Genomic DNA, 24,067 nt, shown 5'->3' with positions numbered 1-24,067 from the left:
ACGATAATCAATGCCTGTAGAGTTGCATGCGGTTCCAGGGAAATTGCGCGGTGCGACCGCGCTTCGCTCCGGGACCGGGCGACAAGGAAATTGGTTAGAAAATAAATTTTGTTATGTGACGGCGCTCGTCCCATCGGCGGGACCGGCGCCAAGAAGGATCGAAGGGAAGAGGCTGTGGTTCTTGTGGCGGAACGGATGCCATCATCGGGCGCAATGGCGTCGATGGAGGACATTGTCGATGACGCCGGGCGCGGCGAACCTTGCGTCCTGGTCGATTCAGACGATGAAGACGCCGAGGGAAGTATCCTATGGCCAGCCGCATTTGCGGACGCCGCCGCGATCTCCTTCATGGCGACGCATGCGCGGGGCCTGATCTGCCTTGCCATCACCGCGCAGCGGGCGGGTGAACTCAGGCTCGAACTCATGGCTCCTCGCGCGCCCTCCTCCGAAGGACGGCCTTTCACGGTGTCTATCGAGGCGCGGGAGGGAGTGACCACCGGAATTTCGGCCCATGACCGCGCCCGCACCATCCAGGTGGCCATTGCGGCGGACTCGCTGCCCTCGGACCTGGTTTCGCCCGGCCATGTCTTCCCGATGGTGGCGCGGGACGGCGGCGTTCTGGCCCGCGCCGACCATGTCGAGGCGGCGGTCGATATAGCCCGTCTCGCCGGGCTTGCCCCTGCCGGCGTCGTCTGCGGCGTGCTGAACGCGGATGGCTCCACGGCCCGCCTGCGGGACTTGCGCGGGTTCGCGGCGCGTCACGGGCTGCGGATCGGATCGATCGCGGACCTGATCGAATATCGCCGGCGGCTAGAATGCCAGGTCGAAGAGGTGCGGCGCGGCCCCTTCAAGAGCCTCTATGGCGATTTCACCATGCATGTCTTCCGCAACCGGATAGACGATACGGAGCATGTCGCGCTGACGCGCGGCCGGATCGGACCCGGCATGCCCACATTGGTGCGCATGCATCAGGTGGACATGGCGACGGACCTGCTGGCCCATGCCGAGGCGCGGCAAGCCTATCTTCCCTCGGCGATGCGGATGATCGCGAACCAGGAAGGGCCGGCGGCGCTGGTGCTGGTCCGCGATCCCGACCAGGACTGGCTGTCGCGCCGGATGGCGGGCATGCAGGACAAGGCGGCGAAGCAGATGGCGCTGCGCGACTATGGCGTCGGCGCGCAGATCCTGCTCGCGCTGGGGGTTCGCGACATGATCCTGCTCAGTTCCAGTCGGGTGAAGCTGGCCGCCTTGGCCGGATATGGCCTCAACATAGTGGAGCGGCGACCGATCCAGACGATCTTGTAGTGGAAGAAAAGTCATGGCGTTGCGGATAATCCGCCGACAAGCACAGGAAGTCGGCGTGAAGCCCGACCGGCCATGATGGACATTTGATGAATTCGATTTGAGGAGAGCGACCTTGGCTAGAAAGACCCCGCAACAATATATCGAAAGCCTGAACGACGGGCGCGTCACCTATTGGGACGGCGAGCGCATCGACGACATCACCACCCATCCGCGCTTCCAGGTGCCGCTCGCGCTGACGGCCAGCGATTATGACGACGGCGATCCGGAGGTGAACGAATTTCGATTCTACCGGGATGAGGAGGGCAACGAGCATCACCGAATCTTCCAGATTCCGACCACCAAGGAGCATCTGGTCGAGCGCGTCGAAATGATGAAGCAGACGACGATCGGAACGCTCGTCACCGGCGTCTTCATGGCGTTGATGAGCGTCAAGGACGATGTCGCCAAGGTGAACCCGCGCTATGCCCACAATATCGAGCGCATATACAAATATGCGCGCGACAATGATCTGCGCGGAGCGGAAGTGATCACCGATCCCAAAGGGGATCGCAAGCGCCGAGCCAATGAGCAGGACGATCCCGACCTTTATGTCCGGATCGTCGAGCGCCGCGAGGACGGCATCGTCGTGCGGGGGGCAAAGCTGCACATCACGGCCGCTTCGCTGGTCCATGAGCTGGTGGTCATGCCCACCAAGGGCATGCGCCCGGAGGAGGCGGATTATGCCGTGTCTTTCTCCATCCCGGTCAATACGCCGGGGGTTTCCATCATCAATCGCAGCTTCGCGCCCGCCGAATTGAACGAATTTGACTATCCTGCAAGCTCCCATCACAGCATGCCGGAAGGTTTCGTGGTGTTCGACGATGTCTTCGTGCCATGGGACCGCGTGTTCCTTGCGGGCGAAGTGGAACTGGCGAGCGTTCTGGCGCGTTCGCTGGGCCTTTGGGAACGGACGGGCGGCCTGGTCGAGTCGGTTCGCAACGGCGAACTCTATATCGGTCTTGCCCAGCTCGTATCGGAGATGCAGGGGAAGGACAAGGATCCCGTCGTCCAGAGCAGCCTGAGCGAACTGATCGTCTATCAAGAGATGATCAGGATGGGCCTGGACTATGCCTGCGAACATTATGAAACGTCCCAGCCTTCCGGCATGGTGTTTCCGAACACGCTGGCCGTCAATGCGACCAAATATTATCTCGCCGCCAATTTCCATCAGACGATCAAATATCTGCACGACCTGGCGGGGGGGCTGGTCATCACCGTCCCGATGGAAGCCGACCTGCGCAATGAGGAGTCGGGCAAGTTCATCCGGAAATATCTCTACACCCGCAAGGATGTGGACATCGAGGCGCGGATGCGCGTCTACAACCTCATCCGCGATCTCACGGCCGACGCCTATGGCGGATGGTGGTTCGTCGTGGCGCTCCAGTCGGGCGGCGGCCTTCCCGCGCAACGGACGATGATGAACCGGACATTCGACATGGAAAAGGCCAAGGCGGCGGCGCGCAAGGCGGCCGGGATAAGCTGAGGCAGCTTCATGTCAGCCGGCGTCGTCCGGCGACCGGGAAAATGAGGGAAAGGGAAAATCGGCGCATGATCCTCCTCAATCCGGGAGGATCATGCTCCGGCTGTGGGCGGCTCGGTATTGGCCTATCGCGGCTCGGTCGACCGAGATTTCGTGGAGGCGAATGCCAGCGCGCCGTCCGGCTTGCCGAAAACGGCTTCGTCCGCGCGAATGGGGCCGGCATAGCTTGGGAGGGTATAGGCCGTAAGGATGTCCCTCAGCGACCGCAGCCCCATATGACCGCAAAGGGGCATGAATTCGTAACGGCCGAACAGATCGAGACCTTGCAACGCCGCCCGGTCGCGGCCATGGTTCTGGACATAGCCCGTTATATATTCAGCGAAGTCCTTTTCGGCGAGAAAGACCTTCGGATGAATGTCGCGCCAATATTGCTGCGCGCGCTCCACATCATATCCGTCGGCCGCCTTTCCCGCCAGGATCAATGTAGCGGTCGTCCCCGGCAGATCGATCCTCATATGTATCTCGGCGAGCCACTGCAGGCTGTTGTCCTTGTCGATCCATCCGTCCATCTTCAGCCTGAGGTCGCGGCTGGCGTTCCATGAAGGCAGCGCGTCCATCGCCTCCTTTTCCGAACAGAACCAGAATTCATACACGCCATCATATGCGGCGGGGATCACATCGCCGCAAAGCCCTTGCTCCATCGGGTCCAAGGGATGGTTTTCGACGATCCGCCGCGGCTTTGGCCCGTGGCCTTTCGCAATGGCGTCGGTGACGTCCGGCCATCTGGCCAGGAATTCGGCCCGGCTGGTTCCCGCCGCCCGTTGCAGGAACATGATCTGGCGCCACATATGCATTGCATCCTCTCCTGCCTGTTATCGGCCATGCGTCCGCGCCTTTTCGGCAAGGGCGCGGGCGGCGGTCACGGTCGGCAATTGGGCGGTCGTGCCGCCGTCTATGGCGATCACCTGGCCGCTGATGAACCTGGCGGCGTCCGACGCGAGGAAGGCGACCATCGAAGCGACATCCTCCGGCTTGCCCAGATAGGGAAGGGCGGCATGGCTCTCGTTCATATCGACCAGCTCTTGCGGCAGGAACCGCTTGACGCCTTCGGTCAGGATCACGGCCGGCGCTATCGCGTTGCACCTTATGCCCCGCTTGCCGTGGGAGGCGGCCACATATTTCGTCAGCATGGCGACCCCCGCCTTGGATATGCCGTAGCACGGCATTGCCTGATAAGCGGCGAGGCCGTACATCGACGCCGTGTTGATGATGGAGCCGCCTCCATTCTCCAGCATGGCCGGGATGGCGTGCTTGCACCCCAGCATATGGCTTGTGAGGTTGACGGCCATCATGCGGTTCCAGAAATCGACTGTCATCGAAACGACGTCGATGTCCCCCTCTATCGCGTCGGCGCCCTGATAAGCGGCATTGTTGTGCAATATGTCGAGCCTGCCGAAGGCCGATACAGCGGCAGCAACGGCGGCCGCGATCTGCTCCTCCTGGGCGACGTCCAGCGCCATATGCCGGGCCCGCCCGCCCGCCGACACTATCCGGTCGGCGACGTCGCGGGCGGAATCGGCGTTGATGTCGGTCACCATCACGGACGCGCCGAGGGAGGCGACAGCAAGGGCGCTCGCCCGCCCGATGCCCGATCCGGCCGCCGTCATCAGCGCAACCCGGCCTTCCAGCGACATGGCCGGTTCCAGGGTCATTTCGCGTCCCCGGACAGCGCTTCGTAGACGGGTTCGAACCAACTCTTCCGGTCGAGAAATTCCGACAGATGATATTCGGGGATATTATCCAGCGTCTTCTTCACGGTTGCGACGAACCCATCGAAATCGTCGGTCTCTATTTCGTAGAAGGACGCATATTTCCAATATGTCGGCATATCGGAATCGTCGCCGCGGCTGTGATGCCGGAACCGGCCCAGCGGCACGAGGCCGGGTATCTTCCGGTAGGACGGGATGGCGACGGTGTCGTACCAGTGGTTGAATTCGGCCTCTTTCCCTTCCACGGGATTGGTGAGCGCTACGGCGATATATCTGGGCACGGAATTCTCCTTTCAGGTCACTGCACGGCTTTTGTCCGTGGCTGTCATGCGCGCCGGGGCAGCATGATCGGGATGGCGCGGCGCTCGGCGATCCGCCAGCCTTCATCGGTCTTCACGAAAAGGTCGTGATATTCCGCGATGGCCGCCGGCCCTTCCAGCGGAGCCGTTTCATCCCCTTCGCGCTCCGCCGTGTAGAGCAGGAAGGGCGTCACGGCGCGGGCGGATTCTTCGCCGACATCATGGAAGAAGGAAGCGTGACACAAATGTTTCGTGACGAAGCTGGCCGGGCGGTCGGCCCATAGGGCGGCGATCTGATCACTGCCCCTGGCCTCCAGATCGGGCCTGAGGAATGCGCCGTCTTCGGCGAACAGCGCCACGGCGTCGCCGAATTCGCGATGGTCGACATGGTGGGCGAAGGCGGCGATGATGTCGCCGCAGGCCGCCTTGATCTCGGTCGGATTATCCATCCTGTTCCACCTTTCCGTGGCTTTGGCGCCGTCCTTGCCCCCGAAACCCGTGCTTTCAGGCGCGGGCGTGGCTTCTTTCCGGGATTTCGCGTTCCAGGGCGGATTGCCAGCCGGTCACGCGACGCAGCAGCGCCAGGCAATCAGCGGGGAGTTCCGTCCCGCGCCATGCGACATGCTGGTCCGGGCGAACGAGCAGCAAGGGACGCTCCATCGCCGCGCAGACCTTGGGATCGTGGAGACCGACGATCTTCAGGGGCAGGCCCATTTGGGCGGCGGCATCCTCCAGCGGCCCGGTATCGGCGCCGCGGCAGTTGATCAGGGTGAAGCCGGGGCCGAGAATATCGTGCAGGGCGTTGCCGTCCTCCAGATAATAATGCGGCAGCCGCGCGCCCGGCCAGGTGGTCGGCCGGTAACTGTCGGGATCGAAGGGCGGTTCCGGCGTGCCGTCGGGCGCTATGATCGGCGATCCGGCATAGCGATAGCCATGTTCGATGCCCCAGCTTTCATTTTCGGCATTGCCGAGGCGCTCGATCTCCTCCGCCATATGGTCCCAGGCCTTATCGTCGTCCGTCGTGGCCGGGGAAGCGGACCATATGGCGATGTTGACATCCAGGTGGCGACGCGAGGCCGCGCGGTTCTGGATCGCGATCGGGCGCCGTTCCTCTTCATAGGACCGCAGCAGCGCTGGCCCGCCCCAGCCATGGATCACCGCCGCGAGCTTCCAGCCCAGGTCGACGGCGTCCCCCACGCCCGTGTTCATGCCATATCCCCCGGTCGGCATGAACTGATGCACGGAGTCGCCCGCCATCCATACGCGGCCTTCGCCATAGCGTTCGGCGACGACCATGTGCGGCGTCCAGGGATTGGCCACCAATATTTCGAAGTCGAAGTCCCGTCCGGCCCAATTTCTGAGCAGTGCGCGCGGATCGACGGATTCGGGGGCTATGCCCTCCGGAACCGGCGTGTGCAGGGTCCAGAGATCCCGGTCATTCTGCGCGACCATGCCCCCCGCATTGGTGAGCCAGTGCCACCATGGCCCGTCGGGCTGAAGGGCGTCCAGCGCATCGGACCTGAAATGCACCATATAGAAGCTGCCGACCGCGAAATCGCCCTCATATTTGATGCCAAGGCCGCGCCGGACATTGCTTCCCCCGCCGTCGCATCCCGCAAGATAGGCGCATTCGATCGTTTCGGTCGCCGTGCCGTCGGTTTCCGAAATGGCGACGCGGACGCTGTCCTCATCCTGTTCGAACGACTGCACGGTCCAGCCGAACCGCGCATCGATGAGGGGGTTTTGCCCGATCACCTCCAGAAGGGCGGGTTCCAGCAGGATTTGCGATATGCGAAGCGGCGGTTCGCGGGTCAGCGTGCCGTCATTCGTTTCCCGCGACATTCTGCGCACTTCGTCGGGCGAGGGATAGGCGAAGCGGAACAATTCCTTTCCCACGCCGGGAAGTCCGTGGCTGACGCGGACGATGTCGAAGCAATTGCCCGACGGCACGCCGGCCGCGCGCAAAATATCCACCACGCCCAGACGCGCCAGCAATTCCATGCTGCGCCCGTTGGTCAGATCCATCTTGGGATGGCGCGTGGTCGTGGGATTGCGTTCGATCAGGATGGACCGGACACCTTGATGCGCCAGTTCCAGGCTCAAGATCATCCCGACCGGGCCGCCCCCCGCGATCAGTACCGGCACATCCATCAGTTTTGTCCTCTCTCTTTATGTCCAGGCCGCCCCAAAGGTCCACATGAACCTGACCGGAGCTTTCCGATGCTGAGGCCGCGAAATCGCTGCGGCCTCATGCCAGCCTTTTTCCGTTCCACGCCCCAGGGCTGAAGTCCGCGATGGCTTTCAGCCGCGCACGTCCGGCCGCTTGAGCAGGAAATCCACGGCTATTCCCGCCTCGAACTGCCGGACAAGTTCCTCGGGATCGAAATCGACGCCCCCGACATTGTCGGCATAGGCCTGCGACTTCATGAACTCTGCGGTTTCGCCGAAGGTCTCATAATTGTCGGTCTGGAATTCGACCTGCGATCCATCGGGATCCTTGTAGTACATAGACGTCGTGGGTCCATGATTGACGCACCACCAGGGAAGGATCGACCTCTCCTTCAGGCGCTTGTAGTTTTCCAGCAGGTCTTCGAGGGACGCCAGGCTGAACGCGACATGATGCACGCCGGCGGTATCGTCCCTTTGCGGCAGGAGGCCGGGCATGTTGACGATGGCGACGCGATGATGTTCCTGATCGAACGTCAGGAAGGTCGCTATCTCGTTCGAAAACACGACCTCCCCGTCGAAGAAGGTCAGATACCAGTCGATCATCTTCTCATACTGGGCGGTCTTCACGACGAAATGCGCCATGTGGGTGGGGACGACCTTCCGGCGCGCCTTCCCGTCGCCAGCCTGCTTCGCCTTCGCTTCGGCCATTCCGCCTCTCCTATATTCTTCATGCATTGCAAGGATGCCCGGCGCGCGCCGTTCCATCAACATGTTTGAGCCGTAGCATAAAATAACTTATCTCCTGTTGCAAGCCCGGCATTCGGCTCGATTTGCGGCTTGCATTTCGGGCGCGGATACATCCGCCATCTTTGATTTCCTTGCCCGCGCAGGGTTTTCCGGTGCGCCCGCGACGATCCCGGACTGGAATCGGGCTGGCTTTCGCGGCGTTTTCCTCCGCTGTCGGCGGCTCGTCGGACCGGGCCGGACGCTTTCCGGCCAAGAGCCGCCTTGGCTTTCCGGCCGATCGAGGGTAGTCCATAGCGGAATATATGGTGTGGAGCGAAGGTCAGATGGTCAAGGGGCAGCGTCAGCGGGCAGTGGCGAGTGGTTCTCGATGGCTGGGTCGTGCCGATTGGATGGAGGCGGGGCAGCAGCTTCTGATGAGCGAGGGCATAGCCGGCATGCGCCTCACCAAGCTGACCAAGCGATTGAAGGTGTCCACAGGCAGCTTCTACCACCATTTCAGCGACATGGATGATTATCTCGGCGCACTGGCCGATTATTTCAACGTGGCGCAGGTGCAGGGCCTGGTCGCGGAGCTTGCGGCCGAGTCTCCCGACCCGATGGTCCGCATACGCCATCTCGCCTCCCGCAGCCTCAAGAGCAGCCTGTTCGCCCTCGATCGCGCGATGCGCGTATGGTCGGCCTCCGATCCCAGGGCGGCGTCGTCGGTAAAGCAGGCTGAGAAGATCGTGCTCGATTTCATCGCCGACGCCTTCGAGCATATCGGCTTCGGTCGGAAGGAGGCGCGCACGCGGGCGCGCATATTGCTGACGGCGGCGATCACGCCCTTGCTTTCCTCGACCAAGGAGGAGGAAAAGCTGTTCCGTGAGGAAGTGCTGGCCGTCCTGCTGGAGTCGGAGCCGGGCGGATCGCGGCAAGCCGCGCCGAAAAGCGGGTCGCCGCCTCGCCAGGGGGCAAGAGGCGGCAAGCGGTCGACGGCGAAGAACAGCGCCGCCGCTGCCTGACCTGCCGACCGACCACCCGTCGCCCGATTCGCCGTATGCCTTCGGGGCTGGAGTTGGTCGCGCCCATGCTCTCATGACCGCGCCGGGTTTCTTGACCATGCATTTGCGGCCTGGTTGAGCAGGCGCGCGTGACTCGCATCGTGATCCGGCCCGGCATCGGCTTGCCAGATAACATAAACAATATTATGTTATGCCGAAATAACGGCAAGACCGCGGGCGGGAATCTGTCAGGAGAGGAAAATATCTTCCCCCAGGCATGGCCGCATGCGGATTTGCAAGGAGGAGAGGGCCGCGCAATGACGTTCGAGGGCAAGGTGGCAATCGTGACGGGCGCCGGGACGGGCCTGGGCGCGGCCGTGGCGCGAAGGCTCGCGGCGCAGGGCGCGAAGGTCGTCGTCAACTATTCGCGTAGCCGGAACGAAGCGCAAGGCGTGGCGGACGAGATCGTCGCCGCTGGCGGCGAGGCGGCGGCGGTTCAGGGCAATGTCGATCAGGATGAGGACTGCCGGCGCCTTGTCGCCGAAACCGTCGACCGATGGGGAAGGGTCGACATATTGGTGAACAACGCCGCCCGCACGAAGCTGGTCGCCCATGACGATCTGGACGGGCTTTCCGCCGAGGATTTCCTGGCCATCTATCGAACCAATGTGGTCGGCGCCTACCAGATGGTGCGCGCATGCCGCCCCCTTATGAAAGCGCAGGGATTTGGGGCGGTGGTCAATGTCTCGTCGATCGGCGGGCTTCTGGGCGTCGGATCGTGCATGGCCTATTCGGCGTCCAAGGGCGCGCTCAACACGATGACCATGGCGATGGCGAGGTCGCTGGGGCCGGAAATCCGGGTAAACGCCGTATGTCCCGGTTTCATCGCGTCGCGCTGGTTCTCGGACCCGTTCGGGCAGGAGGGGTTGCAGCAGATGATCGAAGCCCAGCAATGCCTCACGCCGCTGGCGCGGGCCGGCACTCCCGAAGATATTGCAAAGGCGGTCGTCTTCCTGGCTGGGGAGGGCGCCGAACATATCACCGGAGTGACGCTGATCTCGGACGCCGGCCTGCACCTGTCGACCGGCGCGACCACGCCGAGGAAAGAGGAGATGACGTCCGGCCGTTGACGGAGGCAAAGCGGCTTCAGGCTGGCCCAGCGGCATATTCTAGGCCGGCGAAACGCTCCGGACCAGCCTGATCCTGCTTGGGTAGACCGCATTGGGCGCGCGGGGCGCGCCATGGCGTTCCAGGCCATAGGCGACATGCGACAGCGACATCAGCAGGTTCATCAGATTGCGCTCAGGCTCCTCCATCGCTTCGAGCGGGAAATCGTCCAGATAGGCGAGAGCCTCCTCGACCCTGGGCATCAGCGAATCGTAGAAATGCCTGAGGTCGGCCGGATCGCCTTCGTACCGCGCCTGGAAGCGGGCGTGGGTATCGGGCAGGCACCATGCCGAAACGAAGCCTTCCCATTCAGCGAATTTTTCCGGAAGAAGCATAAGCGGTCCCTTGTTTGATAGCCTGTCGATGCCGCGATTGTCAGCCGCTGATCCATTCCTGCAATTTCGTGATGGAATGGTGGATGAGAATTTCCGCTTCCGACAGCGGGATCGTGTCCGTCGCGCGAGAATTTATCCCGACCTGCGTATATTCGACATTGCTCAGATCTTCGAGATAGACGTCGAAGGCGCGGGCCAGGTGGAATTCGAACGCTATTCGTTCCCTGATCGTCCTGGGCCGACGGACGTACATCCTGGTTTCCTGGATCGCCTCATCGACGGATACAGGCCAGAAATGATGCACGAGGAAGCCGGTTCTGATCGAATCGATATGAACATTGGGGAATATGTAATTGACATCCATCGACCAGCGGGCGGTCTTCGTCGGATTGACGGCCGCATGGGCCCGGTAATGGTTCAAGGTCTCTACATGATCTGAAGCCATATGGGCAGGATTTTCGACGATCCGTTCGAAGGCGTTTCGGTCGCCGGGCGCATAGTCGGGATTGCCGTACATGGAATTGACCGCGTGAAGTCCCATGATCCTGGTGGTGAGGGGCTTGCCGAAAGCGTTGCTTCGGTCCGAAAACCACTCGCATATCGTGTTGCGATGGAGGGCAGGCAGATGATAGGCCTCCGCGAAGGCATCCATGACGACCTTCCAGTTGCACTTGACCTTCACTTCAAGAACGACCGGCGTGTCCGCATAGGGATAGCTCAGTCCCGACAGATAGGGCGCCATGTCGCCGAGAAACTCCTCCAGCGTCATGGCCGGTTCGGGATCGAGATTGATGAAGATCCATCCCTCCCAGACCGAAAGCGCTATGGGCTTCAAGCCGCATTTCTTCTTGTCCAGGCCGCCGAACATGGATTCCCCCGGCACGCCCTTCAACGATCCGTCGAGCGAAAAAGACCAATTATGATAGTTGCAGACAAGCGTGCCGCCGCTTCCGGACTCCGTCCTGACCAGCAGGTTGGCGCGGTGCGGGCATATATTGTGGAAGGCGCGGACAATATCGCCGCCGTCCCGGGTGATGAGGATGGACGCGTTGCAGATGTCGACCCTCTTCACCACATGGCTGCGCGGGGTGGGCAGTTCCTCGATCCGGCCCATCAGCAGCCAGGCCCGCCCGAACAGCCTTTCCCGTTCCGCCGCGAAGAATTCGGGCGAGCGATAGGGTTCCAGCGGCACTGAAAGCCCCCCGCCCGTTCCTTCGGCGGTCGCGGGGCGAATGGGCGATTCCACGGGAGTTGCCGAATTCCTGCTCATGGGTCGTCTCTCCTGTTCGAACCGCCACGGGGCTGCTCTTTTTTCAGGGATGGTCACCGACCTCGCGCATCGGCGAACTCCATAATTTCAGTTATGATGACATGGTGCGGCGGCCTGCGCAAGGTGGCGCTTTCCGAGACGCAACATAAAATACTTTACGGTATGATCGGGAGGTGATATTGAAATGCTTGCACGGGATAGCTGCCGGCTCGCTGCCCCAATCCCGTCCATAATATCTATAATATACGACATTCTGGAGGGGATGATATGGCCAAGGTTCATTTGATAACCGCGCTTGTTGCCACGACGATCTTGTCGAGTCCTGCTTATGCATCGGCGGATGAGCAGACGGGGAGCGTCGCCGCGAGTCCGCAATCGTCGGCGGACGGCGCGCCGTTCGCCTCCATACCCGACATCGTCGTCACGGCGCAGAAGCGCTCGGAATCGATCAACGCCGTGCCGATGTCGATCACGGCGCTGGGCGGCGCAGAACTCGCGCAGCGCGGCATCGCCAACGTCGCCGATCTGGCCAAGGTCGTGCCCGGGCTTACCTTTGCGCCCTCGCTCAACAATACGCCGGTCTATTCGCTGCGCGGCATCGGCTTCAACGACTCGGGTTTCGGTTCGGCGCCTGCCGTCGCCGTCTATATCGACGAATCGCCGCTTCCCTTTCCGGTCATGACCGAGGCAGCCGCCTTGGACCTGGAACGGATCGAAGTCTTGAAGGGACCGCAAGGAACTCTTTACGGACAAAATTCGACTGGCGGCGCGATCAATTATATCGCTGCGAAGCCTACTCCTATATTTGAGGCGGGCGGACAGGTTTCCGTCGAACGCTTCGGCAAGACTTCGGTGGAAGGCTTCGTCAGCGGTCCGATCAGCTCGACTCTCCAGGCGCGGGTAGCCTTGCGGACGGTGCAGGGCGGAGCATGGCAATATAGCCTGACCAGGCCGGGGGACAAGCGGGGCGAACAGAACCAGTTGGCGGGCCGCCTGCTGCTCGACTGGACGCCGGCGGAACGCCTGACGCTAAGGTTTTCCGCAAATGCCTGGCGGAACAGGTCCGACACCACGGCGACCCAGTTGGTGCAGATCGTTCCGGACAATCCGGGCCCCGTTTCGCCCGAAGTGGCTGCCTCGCCGATCGCGCCAAACAACCCTCGCGCCGCCGATTGGGACCCGTCATGGCCGAAGGCGATGAACGATCGTTATTGGCAGGTCGGGCTGCGCGGCGAATATGAATTGTCGGACCAATTGAAGCTGATTTCGATAACATCCTATCAGCATCAGGATCTTGACCGATTCCAGGATTATGACGGAACGGCCTTCGTGGACTTCACGGGTCGGGCCTTTGGCCGGATCAAGACGTTCAACCAGGAACTTCGGCTCAGCCTGGATACTGACCGCTTCCGGGGTCTGATCGGCGCCAATTACGATTATGCGAATGTGGACGATCGCCATCAGTACCGCATTTTCGACGCCTCGGCATCCACGCCCTTTCCCGACCTGCCTCCGATCTCGGCCGCCATATCGCAGGCGCTTCAGAAGACGCGCACCTATGCGGTTTTCGCCAATGCCGAATATGAGGTCGTCGATGGCCTGTCGATCAAGGGCGGCATCCGCTATACGAAGCAGAATCGGTCGGCCTATCAATGCAGCTATGATGGCAGCGTTGAAAACGCCACCGGACGGATATTCACCCGGCTCCAGGAAATATTCGCGGCCTTCGGCCTCAAGAACACGCCGGTCGAAGTCGTCGACCAGAACCAATGCTATTCCCTGACGCCCGCGCCTGAACTCTTGCCCGCAGGCAATCAGTCCTCGCTGAACGAGGACAATATCTCGCTCCTGGCAGGCATGTCCTACAAGGCGCCGAGCGGCGCTCTGCTCTACGCGACCTTCAGTCGGGGGTACAAGGCGGGCGCCTTCTCGAACATCTCGGCCTCCTCCACCTCGCAATATGTGCCGGCGCGGCAGGAGCGGGTGGACGCCTATGAGGCCGGGGCGAAGCTGCCGCTTTTCGACAAGCATCTCCAGTTCAATCTTGCCGGATTCTATTACGACTACCGCAACAAGCAGGAGCGCGCGCGCATAGAGGATCTTGTCTTCGGCCTGCTGGAACTGCTCGTCAACGTGCCGAAGGTGCGCTCGGTCGGGGCGGAGGCGAGCCTCGTGGCGCGGCCTTATCCCGGCCTCTCGCTCTCGGCCGCGGCGACCTATATCAAGACCAAGGTCGTTTCCGATTTCACGACCTTCAACGGCGCCGGCGACTTCGGCAATTTCAGGGGATCGCGCGTCCCGTTCACGCCCACCTGGCAGGGGTCAGCCGACGCGCAATATGAATGGAACGCGGGCAGCTTCAAGGCATTTGTCGGAAGCAGCCTGAACTTCCAGAGCGCGTCCAATTCCACCTTCACCCTGCCCGACAATCCGGAAACCCTCTACAGGCTGCGCGGTCGGGCCTTGCTCGATCTTCGTGCGGGCGTCGCGGGGCATGACGATAGCTGGCGGCTTACGCTGTTCGGCCGCAACGTGACGAACAAGCTCTACGAGACGTCGGTCAACTTCGCCAACGACACCATCGCGCGACGCGTGGGGACGCCCGCCACATACGGCATATCCCTCACAGTGCGGACGCGATGAGCGAGGGGGTGGAATCCGCGTCGAACGGGCGGCTCGGCGGCACGGTGGCGATCGTCACCGGCGCCGCGAGCGGCATGGGCGCGGCCATAGCCCGGAAATTCGTCGAGGCCGGCGCATCGGTCGTCCTTGCCGACCGCAATCCCGCCGGCGAGCGGCTGGCGGCGGAACTGGGAGCGGCGGCAAGGTTCCAGCTTCTGGACGTCGCTAGCGAAAGCCAGTGGGACGATGCCTGTTCGACGGCGCTGGCGGCTTTCGGCAAGCTGACGGCATTGGTGAATTGCGCGGGCATTTTCATTCCGCTGCCCATGCTCGAAACGGACAGGGAGCAGTTCGCAAGAAGCGTCGACGTCAATCAACTGGGCGTCTTCCTGGGGATGAAGGCGGCCGCGCCCTTGATCGCCGATGCGGGGGGCGGTTCGATCGTGAACATATCGTCCGGCGTCGCGCTGCGCGGAATAGCCGGCATGTTCGCCTATTCGGCATCGAAATGGGCGGTCCGGGGCATGACCAGATGCGCGGCCCTGGAACTGGCGAAGCATGGCATTCGCGTGAACGGCATCTATCCGGGGGCTATCGACACGCCCATGATCCAACTGAATCCCGCCGGCTTCAACGACGCGATTGTGGCGACCATGCCCTTGGCCAGGATGGGGACGCCCGATGAGATTGCGGACGCCGTGACATTCCTGACGTCGGCGGAGGCCGCCTACATCACGGGCGCGGAACTGCCCGTCGACGGCGGCGGAGCGATCTGATCGCGCCCTGATGAACGATCATATGCAGCAGGAGAGGGCGCAATGTTCAAGCTGTTGGTATCGATGAGGAGAAAGCCGGGAATGTCCCTGGATGAATTCATCCGCTATTATGAAGAAAAGCATGCGCCCTTGGCCAGGCGAATACTTCCCCCGATCGGCGTGTATCGGCGTAACTACATCCGGGCGGATGATCCGCTGCTGGCGTCGGTGGGCGATGGTCGTGCAAGCGCGGCAAGTGTCGATTTCGACGTCATAACCGAAGCCGTCTACCCGACGCGCGCGCACGCCGAGGCGGGAATCCAGGCGTTCTTCGATGCAGACATCATGCAGGTCATTCGTGCCGACGAGGACGAGTTCGTAGAAGCCGGCAGCGTCAAGATGTATGTGGTCGAGGTTCATCAATCCGCGATCCCATAGGCAGGGCGCGGCAGGAAAAGCCGACGCGCTTGCCGCGCTGCCCCTTCACCATAGCCGATGGAGCCGCACGGTCCCGTTTCCGGGATTCCGTTGCCGCCCGGAAGAGAATCCCGCTGGTCTGGAAAGTCTGAAATCGTCATGACCCTCGCCATCGAACCCGCGACCTTTCGCCGCATATTGGGCCATTATCCGACCGGCGTCTGCGCCATCACGGCGATGCCGCCCGACGGCAGGCCCGCCGCCATGATCGTGGGATCCTTCACATCGGTGTCGCTCGACCCGGCGCTGGTGGCGTTCTTTCCCGACAAGGCCTCTTCGAGTTGGCCCAGGATCGCGGAGGCGGGGCGTTTCTGCGTCAATGTCCTGGGCGATGATCAGGAGGCCCTGTGCCGCACCCTCGCATCGAAGGATCCGGACAAGTTCGCCGGCATAGCGCATCGTCCCTCGGCGCTCGGTTCCCCGCTGCTCGACGGCGCCATCGCCTGGATCGACTGCACCATATATGCGGTGCACGACGCGGGGGACCATCATCTCGTGCTCGGCAGCGTGCATGCGCTGGACGTGCATCATCCGGGCGCGCCCCTGTTGTTCCACAGGGGCACCTATGGGAAATTGGCGCCGCCGCCCTGCTCGCGGACATAGGGCCATGACGCGATCGGGGCCGTGATCTCTTCGCCAAGCCATTCGCGAAAGCACCGCATGGCGTGGGTTTCGGGTCGCGACATCAGCCGGGTGAGCCAATAGCGGCCCGCGTCGATCATGATCGGGAAAGGCTGAGCCAGCAGTTCCGATGCAAGTTCGCGGATGAACATCGCGGGAGGCGCGAGCGCGACGCCGAAACCGGCCATGGCGGCGGACACCATCAGCGCCGAACTGTCGAAAACGGGTCCGCGGAAAAGCGGGACGGGGATGTCCGCCGCCTCGAACCAGAGCGCCCATTCATCCGGCCGGTACGAACGCAGCAGCCGTTCGTGCAGGACGTCGGCGGGCGACCTCAGCCGCGCCGCCAGGGCCGGAGCGCACAGCGGCGTCATTGGCGCTTCGATCAAAGGTTCGGCCTGGGTGCCGTGCCATGCGCCGTCGCCGAAACGGATCGCGAAATCCAGCGCTTCCCCTGCCAGGTCCACGCGGTTGTTGTTTGTCGAAACGCGCAGGTCGATGGCGGGGTGGGCGCGGGCGAAGGCGTCCAGCCGCGGCAACAGCCAGCCGGCCGCGAACGTGCCGACGACGCCGACCTTCAGCACCTCCCGAAATCGGCCGCCGGCATATTGGTCCAGCGTCGCGCCCACCCGGTCGAACGCTTCGGCCAGCACGGGGACGAGCGCGCGCCCCTCGTCGGTAAGCGAGAGTCCTCGCGGCAGGCGGTGGAAGAGGCGCACGCCGAGCCGGCGTTCAAGCTGCGCGACATGATGGCTGACGGCCCCCTGGCTGACGCAAAGCTCGATCGCGGCGCGGGTGAAATTGAGGTGACGCGCCGCCGCTTCGAAGGCGCGCAGGGCGTTCAGGGGAAGTTGGGCGCGGTCCATGACCCGTCATCAATTATTCTCATGGCTTTGTCGAGAAATCATGCTTTGCGGGAAGGAGGTTGAATCGGGCATCCCCGCCGGGAAGGGAGACGAGGATGATCGCAACGATGACAATCGCCGCGTCGCTGGCCATCAGCCCGGCGGCGGCAGCGACAGGGCCGGAGCCGGAAGCCATGGCCGCCGCGGACCGGGCGGGCGGCGCCCGCCCCTCCGATGACCCCCTGACCCGGCCGATGGCGGTCGAAAGAGCCAAGGAATGGCTTGCGCCCCTGCCGCCCGAAAGGATTTTCGGCAACAGCTATCTGGTCGGCTTCGCGGGTCTCAGCGTCGCCTTGATCGACACGGGTGCGGGCCTGGTGCTGATCGACGGCGCGCTTCCGCAGGCGGCACCGATGATCCTCAGCAATGTTCGCAAGCTGGGCTTCGACCCCAGAGACATCAAATTTATTCTGAGTACCGAGCCGCATTATGATCATGCTGGCGGGATCGCCGCCCTGGCGCGCGACACCGGCGCCACCGTGGTGGCCAGCCGGCGCGGCGCGGAAGGCCTGCGGGCAGGCGCGCATGCGAAGGACGATCCGCAATTCGACTATGGCGGCGCCTGGCCGGCGGTGTCGCGGCTGCGCGTCGTGAAGGATGGAGAGGTTCTGAGGATCGGCCGCGCATCCATCGCCGCGCATGCGACGCCGGGCCACACGATGGGCAGCATGACATGGAACTGGAACGCCTGCGAGGGCAAGAGGTGCAAGGCGATCGTCTTCGCCTCCAGCCTCAATCCGGTGTCGGCCGACCGTTACCGTTTCACCGCGCCTTCCAGCGCGCCGATCGTCAAGGGCTTCGAAGCCAGCTACAGGCGCATGGGCGCTTTGAACTGCGACATTTTGATCTCCGCGCATCCCGACAATGCGGGCGCGGGGCGGTATGGCAGTGGATCCGGGGCCTGCCGGTCCTATGCGGAACGTTCGCGCCGCCTGCTCGCGAAGCGGTTGGCCGAGGAGCGGCGAGAGACGTCGAAATAGCGTTCCAGATGAGACACCTTGATCGGCAGGCCTTCGTCGATCCGGATGGGGCGGATCAGGCGACCCGCGCCCGGCGCGCATCCTCTTCCGCCGGGCTGCGGGCCAGGAGCCGGGCAAATGTGCTGGCGAAACAATGCGTATCGCCGGGCCATCGCGCCGACACATAATTGCCGTCCTCGACCACCAGCGCCGGGCTGTGGTCGATGAAGCTGTCGCGGACCAGTCCGGATGTCTTGCGACGGAAATGCGGATCCTCGGGTCGCACATCTATGAAATCGCCAGGATCGGCAAGGTGGCGGATGACCTCCTGCTCGACCGACATATAGCCCTTTGGCTGTCCATCCTCCTCCAGATAGGTGCGGTAATAGTTGCGGTCCCAGAAGCGGCCGACATGCGCGAATGCGCTCGCGGTCCGTTCATGCCTCCAACTCAGCGCCGTCGTCTTGCGGCCGTGGAGAACCGAGCGCCCGTCCGCCCGCTTGCTGCGCGCCGCGAGCAGCACGCCATGGCAGATCGCCGCCACGGGCTTGTCGGCGGCGAAGAAGTCGGCCACCAGCTTTTGCAGGACCGGGCTTTCCAGATATTCGCGCATCCCGCGCGCCCGATGGCCGCCGCCCAGCACGATCGCGTCATGGCCGTCCACCGAAAGCTCGTCCCAGCGGCGGGGCGACCGGAAGGCGGGGCTGGCGATCATCTCGGCATAGGCGCGGCGGGCATCCTTGTTGGCGCGCAGCACCCGGCCGATCACCGTGATCCGCCCGATCAGCGGGATCGGACTCCATGGATCCAGCCCGCGCCCCGTGATCATGATCGGGTCGGCGGCGCCGGCCTTGCCGTCGGGCGTGGCGAAGCTCACGCCGTGCCCGGCGGCGGTCAGCACGCGCCATGTGACGCCGACCTCGGTCGGATCGAAATCGCGCGAGGGCAGGGGAAAGAGAATATGGGCCATGATGGATTCCTCGATCGAAGGGGACCGGACCGCTTCCGCTCCGTCCAATGGCGGGCCGGGTCCGGCATGCGGCGCGGGTCGCATTCGAAGCGTCGAACCTCGCGCCTTTATGTTGACACTGTCTACATATGGTGTGTAGACAGTGTCAACATCTTTCTGGAGCCACCATGCCAGCCGAGCCGAACGCCGCCCCTGCCTATCATCATGGCGATCTGAGACGCGTGCTCGTCGACGCCGCGACCGCGATCGTCGCGGAGGAGCAGAATTGGGAATTTTCCTTGCGCGAGGTCGCTCGCCGGGCAGGGGTGAGCCACAACGCGCCTTATCGCCATTTCCCCGGAAAGTTGGACCTGCTGGGCGCAATCGCGATAAAGGGCTTCGTCGACCTGCGCGCCGCGATGTTGGCCGCGGCCCAGCAGTCCGAATGCATCGAGGAGGCCCTGATCGCGATCGGCGCGGCCTATGTCGCCTTCGGGCTCGACAATCCGGCGCGCTATCGCCTCATGTTCGGCACGGCGCTCGCCGCATCGCGCGCCGCCCTTCCCTATCCGGTCGGCGAAGCTGCCGCCGGCTCGCATGCGGTCCTCCTCTCGGTCATCGCGCAGGGCATTGCGGAGGGCGTGTTCGATGCGCCGCCCGACGATGAGGAGGCGGCCGCCATAGTCGCGCTCGCCGCCTGGGCGAATGTCCACGGCCTGGTCTTGCTCCTGCTCGACGGGCTGTCGGTGGTGCCGCCCGTCCCTTCCCTGGCGGAGCGGGTCGGGCGGATACTCCTCGGCGGCATCAAGCGGCGTTAGGCGAATGCCGCGCAATCCTTATTATGCCGGGCCGCCGAGCGATCATTTCGATGGCCTGCGCTTTTTCAATCCCGGCCAGGCGTCCACCGATCGCGGTCTGGGCGACCTGCTGCGCTGGCGGTTGGGCAAGCGGGCGGCGCCCTGGCCGCGCTCCGTTCCCGTCACGCCCACGCGCCCGGCGCAGTCCAGCCAGGCGCTGGTGGTGACGATGGTCGGGCATGCTACGGTGCTCATCCAGGCAGCCGGCTGCAACATATTGACCGATCCGGTCTGGTCCGACCGCGCCAGCCCCGTCGCCTTTGCCGGCCCCAGGCGCGTCACCGCGCCGGGCGTCGCCTTCGAAGACCTGCCCCGGATCGACGCTGTGCTGGTCAGCCATTGCCATTACGACCATCTCGACCTCGGGACGCTTGCGCGGCTGCATGCCCGCGACCGGCCGCTCATGGTCATGCCGCTTGGCAATGACGCCATAGTGCGCGCCCATATTCCCGATGCCAGGCTGGCGACCGGCGATTGGTGGGATGCGATCACGCTCGCGCCAGGCATCGCCACCACCCTCACGCCGGCGGTCCATTGGAGCAATCGGTCGCTGGCGGACCGGCGCATGGCGCTCTGGTCGGGCCATTTCCTCGCGACGCCGGCCGGCACCGTCTGGTTCGCGGGCGACACCGGCTTCGGCGACGGCGCGATCTTCGCCCGGATCGCACATCTGGGATCCCCTGATCTTGCTCTCCTTCCCATCGGCGCCTATGCGCCGCGCTGGTTCATGGCTGCCCAGCATGTCGACCCCGCCGAAGCGGTGCGCATTTTCCAGATCGTCGGCGCGCGGCGGGCGCTTGGCATCCATTGGGGCACATTCCGCCTCACCGACGAGCCGCGCGATGAGCCGGTGCTTCGCCTTGGCGAGGCGCTGGCCGCGGCGGGCGTTGACCCCGCCCGCTTCGTCGCCGCCAGGCCGGGCGAGGTTTTCACCGATTCCCAAGGCAGCGTGGACGAATTCGAAATGTCGGGAATTGGCCAGTTGCGAACATCAGTTTTCCGTCACCCCGGACTTGATCCGGGGTCCCGCTTTTCTTTAAAACGGCGGCTCGACCAAGGCAGCGGGACCCCGGGTCAAGCCCGGGGTGACGAATAGGGGAATGGCCGGTTCCCACCCAAATCACTCAGTCCAGTGAGTCTGGAATTTGCCCACGCGTTCCAGCCCCTAGAAATTCACTCCGGCGGCGATCCCATAGCGTCGCGGTTCGAGCGTGAAGATGTTGGTGAAGAGGCCCGAAGGCTGGTCGGATACGTAGAGGCCGGTGATCGCATTGCTGTCGGTCAGGTTCTGCACGAAGGCGCGCACGAACCAGCGGTCGTCGCGGCCGTTGAGCTGCAGCTGCGCGTTGACGATCACATAGCTGGGTATGCGATTGGCGTTTCCGTTGAACACCGATCCATAGCTGCCGCCGGTGAGGATGACGTCGACGCGGGGCACGAGGGTGGACCCGCCCGTTCCCATGTCGACGACATATTGCGCGCCCGCCGAAACCTTGAAGTCGGGCGCCTGCGGCAGGCGGTTGCCGCGCAGGTTCACCGGAACGCCGTCGGTGAGGACGGAGACTCCGCTTGGCCCCGCGCCGGCGCTGGCGACGTAGGAGGCCAAAGCCGAACATATGCTGTAGGCCCCCGTCGCGCCGTTCAGCCCGCTGTCGGCCGGGAAGGGAGTGGTCCCTTGCAGGCCGGCGCCCGGCCGGAACAAGGGACGCCCGGTCGAGGAGTTGACGACGCGGCCCGCGTTGATCTCCCCATTCACGAAATTGACGAAATTGTTTGACGCGGCGGAATTGCCGGCGGTGTTGGGGACGACCGTGCAGTTGGAACCGTTCGAGATGTCCTTGACGATGACGGCGTCGCTGCGGCCGCCCGACGGGTCTCGCGGATTGGTGATGTATCTGTCCGACGATACCTTGGTATGAAGGTAGCTGGCGTTGATGTTGACCGTCAGCGCCGGGATCGGGCGGGCGATCGCTTCAAGCTCGATGCCGTAGATGTCCGCGTCGACATTGTCGTTCACGCTGGTGCGACTGACGATGCGGCTGAGCTGGAGTCCCTTGTACTGATAGTAGAAGGCGGATGCATTGAGCCGCAGGCTGCCGCCGAGAAAGCTGTTCTTCGATCCGACCTCCAGCGCGTTCACGAATTCAGGCTCGAAACTGTCGGAGATGTTGAAGATCGGCAGCAGCGGCGGGTTGATGCCGCCCGACTTGTAGCCCCGCGAATAGGAGGCGTAGAGCAGGTTCCTCGGCGTGACCTGGAAATCGATCACGGCCCGGCCGGTGAACTCGCCGAAGGTCGCGTCGCGCTGTTGCACGGGCTGGATGCCCGGCCGCCCGGCATCGGCGTCATAGGCGGCGAAGAAGGGAGAATCGAACGCGTTTGCCGTGCCGTAGGGCACGGGGAAGGAGATGATGGTGTTGCGCGCGCGATTGGACTTGTCGTCATGATTATATCTGAGCCCCGCCGTCAGCTTCAGCCGGTCGTTCGGCTCGAAATAGGCTTCGCCGAACAGGCCGTAGGATTTGAGCTGGAATAGCTGGGAATTGTTGCGGACATAGGGGGAGGCGAGGAACACGGTGGGATAGGTGACGGGCTGGCCCGCGGCGGCCTGCCCTCCCTGTTGGCCGAGCGACGTCAGCACGCCGAGCACGCCTGCCGCATAATCGATATTGAACGCGTTGACGTTGTAGTCGGCATTGTGGTTGCGATAATCGCTGTATATGCCGCCGACCAGGAAGTTGAACGGCCCGTCGAACTTGCTGGCGACGATCGCCTCGCCGGTGAAGGCCCGGCCGAACAGGCTGGTGCGGTCGAAATCCTGGGGCGTCGCGGAGCATAGGCTGTGGCCCCCGAACGCGCCTGTGGCGCTCGGTTCGACGATCGACGTGCAATAGGGGCCGGCCGGGCCGTTGGGGATCAGCGCGGCAGCAACCCGTCCGAATTGCGCGAGCGAGGGGCCTGCGACGCCGTTGCCATAGGCTTGCAGGGTCGAAAGGCCCGGAAGGAACAGCGCGGCGTTGTTGACGCTCAGATTATAATCCTGCGACGCGGCGGTGCGCGTGCGCTGATACTGGCCCGACACCTTCAGGGTGACCGGCCCGAAATCATGTTCGATCCGCAATTGCGCCTGGATCTCATCGGAAAAGAAGGTGGGATGGAAGTCGGTGTTGACGGTCCTGGGGTCGGCGATGAGCGGATTTCCAAGATTGGAGTCGGGACCGTAGAGGCTGCCCAGGGCAAGCGCGCCGATGCCCGGGCCGCCCTGCATCGTCAGATATTCGCGGGACGTCAGCGTGCCGCCGAACGTCGCATTGTTGTTGGTATAGTCATTGCCCAGCCGTCCGGGAAGGCAGCCGAGCACGCCCGTGGGATCGCGCAGGCATTTCTGCTTCTGGATGCGAAGGCGATTGTCCTTTTCATGGAAATAATAGCCCAGGAGGTCGATCGTCGTGGAACTGGACGGTTCCCAGCGAAGGGAGGCGCGGACGGCGTAGATGTCGCGCCCGTCCAGCCTGGCGCCGTCATGGAGGTTCTTCGTATAGCCGTCGCGATTGACGTATATTCCGGCGAAGCGCGCGCCCAGGCTCTGCGTCAAGGGCAGGTTGAGCATGCCCTTCACCTTCCTGGAATCATAATTGCCATATTCGATCTCGCCCGAAGCGTGCACGCCGTTCAGATCGGGCTTGGCGGTAATGAAGTTGACGACGCCGGAGGTCGCGTTGCGGCCGAAAAGCGTTCCTTGCGGCCCCCGAAGCACCTCGACCCGCTCCAGATCGAAATATTCGACCTCGAACAGCCGGGTGTCGAACAGCGGAAGTTCGTTATTCGTGATCCCCGTCGCGCTGTCGCATGAGCTGCCGACGCACAGGTCGCCTATGCCGCGAATCGTGAAGCTGGACTTGGAAAAATTATTCTTGGTGAAGATTGTATTCGGAAGCGATAGCTGAAGATCGAGAGAATTGTCTATCTGCTGGCGCTGCAATGTCTCGGCAGTGAAAGCGCTGACGGAAATGGGAACGCTTTGCAGCGACTGGCTCTCGCGCTGGGCGGTGACCACGATGTCGATCACGCTGGCCGGCGCGGATGCCCGGCCGCCCCCTTCGGCGGCCGGAGGCGCGGATTTCGATGCCTCCTCTGCCTGGGCGACGGACGGCGCAATCAAGCCGGCCATCGCCGCGCCCAGAAGAAAGCCGGTGCGCTTGCGGATGAATATCCTGGTCATGTCCCTATCCCCTCCTGGCCCCGCTCGACGGGCAGATGACATTCCCCGTCGACGGGCTGGCTTCGCGAACGATATATTAATTTATAATCGCTGTTATCATTAAATATCGATATTTAGAAAAAGGTCAAGCGGAGCACTGG

The 24,067-nt window shown here is 63.2% G+C and carries 22 protein-coding genes; 11 read left to right on the top strand and 11 right to left on the bottom strand.

Translation table 11 applies throughout. The features are described 5' to 3' along the window. Nucleotides 1-222: 222 nt before the first annotated feature. Together ribB and Sj15T_RS19250 are read left to right on the top strand one after the other, a co-directional pair. Entirely contained in the window at nt 223-1,305 is a 1,083-nt protein-coding gene (gene ribB / locus Sj15T_RS19255; RefSeq protein WP_338057854.1) for a 3,4-dihydroxy-2-butanone-4-phosphate synthase, read from the top strand. A gap of 112 nt (nt 1,306-1,417) precedes the next feature. Beyond that, nucleotides 1,418-2,827: a 4-hydroxyphenylacetate 3-hydroxylase N-terminal domain-containing protein gene (locus tag Sj15T_RS19250; RefSeq protein ID WP_013053954.1), complete on the top strand. Its 1,410-nt coding sequence runs from the start codon at nt 1,418-1,420 to the stop codon at nt 2,825-2,827. A gap of 122 nt (nt 2,828-2,949) precedes the next feature. Here Sj15T_RS19250 and Sj15T_RS19245 read toward each other — a convergent pair whose 3' ends face one another. The 6 genes from Sj15T_RS19245 to Sj15T_RS19220 all read right to left on the bottom strand — a co-directional run bounded on the left by Sj15T_RS19245 (nt 2,950) and on the right by Sj15T_RS19220 (nt 7,769). Beyond that, nucleotides 2,950-3,678: an EthD domain-containing protein gene (locus tag Sj15T_RS19245; RefSeq protein ID WP_013053953.1), complete on the bottom strand. Its 729-nt coding sequence runs from the start codon at nt 3,676-3,678 to the stop codon at nt 2,950-2,952. Nucleotides 3,679-3,696: 18 nt separating this feature from the next. Then, complete coding sequence (locus tag Sj15T_RS19240; protein WP_013053952.1) at nt 3,697-4,536, bottom strand: SDR family NAD(P)-dependent oxidoreductase; 840 nt, start codon at nt 4,534-4,536, stop codon at nt 3,697-3,699. Continuing rightward, nucleotides 4,533-4,874, bottom strand: a complete 342-nt coding sequence (locus tag Sj15T_RS19235) for a hypothetical protein (protein ID WP_013053951.1) — start codon at nt 4,872-4,874, stop codon at nt 4,533-4,535. Before Sj15T_RS19235 ends, Sj15T_RS19240 begins: the two co-directional genes overlap by 4 nt. A gap of 44 nt (nt 4,875-4,918) precedes the next feature. Beyond that, nucleotides 4,919-5,341 carry a nuclear transport factor 2 family protein gene (locus Sj15T_RS19230; RefSeq protein ID WP_013053950.1) on the bottom strand — a complete coding sequence of 141 codons (423 nt, stop codon included), beginning with the start codon at nt 5,339-5,341 and terminating at the stop codon, nt 4,919-4,921. 55 nt (nt 5,342-5,396) lie between these two features. Further along, nucleotides 5,397-7,043 (bottom strand): FAD-dependent monooxygenase, encoded by a 1,647-nt coding sequence (locus Sj15T_RS19225; RefSeq protein ID WP_013053949.1) that lies wholly within the window; start codon nt 7,041-7,043, stop codon nt 5,397-5,399. A 150-nt stretch (nt 7,044-7,193) separates the two neighbouring features. Continuing rightward, nucleotides 7,194-7,769 (bottom strand): VOC family protein, encoded by a 576-nt coding sequence (locus Sj15T_RS19220; RefSeq protein WP_013053948.1) that lies wholly within the window; start codon nt 7,767-7,769, stop codon nt 7,194-7,196. A 341-nt stretch (nt 7,770-8,110) separates the two neighbouring features. Here Sj15T_RS19220 and Sj15T_RS19215 point away from each other — a divergent pair, with 341 nt between their 5' ends. Together Sj15T_RS19215 and Sj15T_RS19210 are read left to right on the top strand one after the other, a co-directional pair. Beyond that, on the top strand, nt 8,111-8,809 hold the full coding sequence (locus tag Sj15T_RS19215) for a TetR/AcrR family transcriptional regulator (RefSeq protein WP_233431822.1): 699 nt from the start codon (nt 8,111-8,113) through the stop codon (nt 8,807-8,809). 296 nt (nt 8,810-9,105) lie between these two features. Then, the gene (locus Sj15T_RS19210; protein ID WP_013053946.1) at nt 9,106-9,918 is read left to right on the top strand and encodes a glucose 1-dehydrogenase; all 813 of its coding nucleotides are present in this window, start codon (nt 9,106-9,108) and stop codon (nt 9,916-9,918) included. Nucleotides 9,919-9,957: 39 nt separating this feature from the next. Here the strand turns inward: Sj15T_RS19210 and Sj15T_RS19205 are convergent, their stop codons facing one another. Then, nucleotides 9,958-10,290: a hypothetical protein gene (locus Sj15T_RS19205; protein WP_013053945.1), complete on the bottom strand. Its 333-nt coding sequence runs from the start codon at nt 10,288-10,290 to the stop codon at nt 9,958-9,960. Nucleotides 10,291-10,330: 40 nt separating this feature from the next. After that, a complete protein-coding gene (locus Sj15T_RS19200) occupies nt 10,331-11,560 on the bottom strand; it encodes an aromatic ring-hydroxylating dioxygenase subunit alpha (RefSeq protein WP_013053944.1) in 1,230 nt (409 codons plus the stop codon). Between the two features lie 267 nt (nt 11,561-11,827). Between Sj15T_RS19200 and Sj15T_RS19195 the strand changes: the two genes are divergently transcribed. The 4 genes from Sj15T_RS19195 to Sj15T_RS19180 all read left to right on the top strand — a co-directional run bounded on the left by Sj15T_RS19195 (nt 11,828) and on the right by Sj15T_RS19180 (nt 16,017). Beyond that, entirely contained in the window at nt 11,828-14,203 is a 2,376-nt protein-coding gene (locus Sj15T_RS19195; protein WP_013053943.1) for a TonB-dependent receptor, read from the top strand. Then, the gene (locus tag Sj15T_RS19190; RefSeq protein WP_013053942.1) at nt 14,200-14,958 is read left to right on the top strand and encodes a glucose 1-dehydrogenase; all 759 of its coding nucleotides are present in this window, start codon (nt 14,200-14,202) and stop codon (nt 14,956-14,958) included. Before Sj15T_RS19195 ends, Sj15T_RS19190 begins: the two co-directional genes overlap by 4 nt. Before the next feature lie 42 nt (nt 14,959-15,000). Then, nucleotides 15,001-15,375 carry an EthD domain-containing protein gene (locus Sj15T_RS19185; RefSeq protein ID WP_013053941.1) on the top strand — a complete coding sequence of 125 codons (375 nt, stop codon included), beginning with the start codon at nt 15,001-15,003 and terminating at the stop codon, nt 15,373-15,375. 138 nt (nt 15,376-15,513) lie between these two features. Next, entirely contained in the window at nt 15,514-16,017 is a 504-nt protein-coding gene (locus tag Sj15T_RS19180; RefSeq protein WP_013053940.1) for a flavin reductase family protein, read from the top strand. On the opposite strand, the gene Sj15T_RS19175 is transcribed toward Sj15T_RS19180, so the two are convergent. Beyond that, on the bottom strand, nt 15,978-16,901 hold the full coding sequence (locus tag Sj15T_RS19175; RefSeq protein WP_013053939.1) for a LysR family transcriptional regulator: 924 nt from the start codon (nt 16,899-16,901) through the stop codon (nt 15,978-15,980). The two genes, Sj15T_RS19180 and Sj15T_RS19175, sit on opposite strands and share 40 nt — an antisense overlap. Before the next feature lie 95 nt (nt 16,902-16,996). Between Sj15T_RS19175 and bla the strand changes: the two genes are divergently transcribed. Further along, entirely contained in the window at nt 16,997-17,920 is a 924-nt protein-coding gene (gene bla / locus Sj15T_RS19170) for a subclass B3 metallo-beta-lactamase (protein WP_013053938.1), read from the top strand. A gap of 55 nt (nt 17,921-17,975) precedes the next feature. Here bla and Sj15T_RS19165 read toward each other — a convergent pair whose 3' ends face one another. Then, nucleotides 17,976-18,869 carry a type 1 glutamine amidotransferase domain-containing protein gene (locus Sj15T_RS19165; protein ID WP_049775249.1) on the bottom strand — a complete coding sequence of 298 codons (894 nt, stop codon included), beginning with the start codon at nt 18,867-18,869 and terminating at the stop codon, nt 17,976-17,978. A 167-nt stretch (nt 18,870-19,036) separates the two neighbouring features. Here Sj15T_RS19165 and Sj15T_RS19160 point away from each other — a divergent pair, with 167 nt between their 5' ends. Continuing rightward, nucleotides 19,037-19,666 (top strand): TetR/AcrR family transcriptional regulator, encoded by a 630-nt coding sequence (locus Sj15T_RS19160; RefSeq protein WP_013053936.1) that lies wholly within the window; start codon nt 19,037-19,039, stop codon nt 19,664-19,666. 4 nt (nt 19,667-19,670) lie between these two features. After that, complete coding sequence (locus tag Sj15T_RS19155; protein ID WP_013053935.1) at nt 19,671-20,801, top strand: MBL fold metallo-hydrolase; 1,131 nt, start codon at nt 19,671-19,673, stop codon at nt 20,799-20,801. A gap of 69 nt (nt 20,802-20,870) precedes the next feature. On the opposite strand, the gene Sj15T_RS19150 is transcribed toward Sj15T_RS19155, so the two are convergent. Further along, complete coding sequence (locus Sj15T_RS19150) at nt 20,871-23,927, bottom strand: TonB-dependent receptor (protein WP_013053934.1); 3,057 nt, start codon at nt 23,925-23,927, stop codon at nt 20,871-20,873. Between the last annotated feature and the right edge of the window lie 140 nt (nt 23,928-24,067).

This window comes from Sphingobium sp. TA15, from assembly GCF_037101235.1.
GTDB classification, from domain to species: Bacteria; Pseudomonadota; Alphaproteobacteria; order Sphingomonadales; family Sphingomonadaceae; genus Sphingobium; species Sphingobium indicum.
The sequence above is the reverse complement of the archived record's forward strand: the minus strand, read 5'-3'. Positions and strand labels throughout refer to the sequence as shown.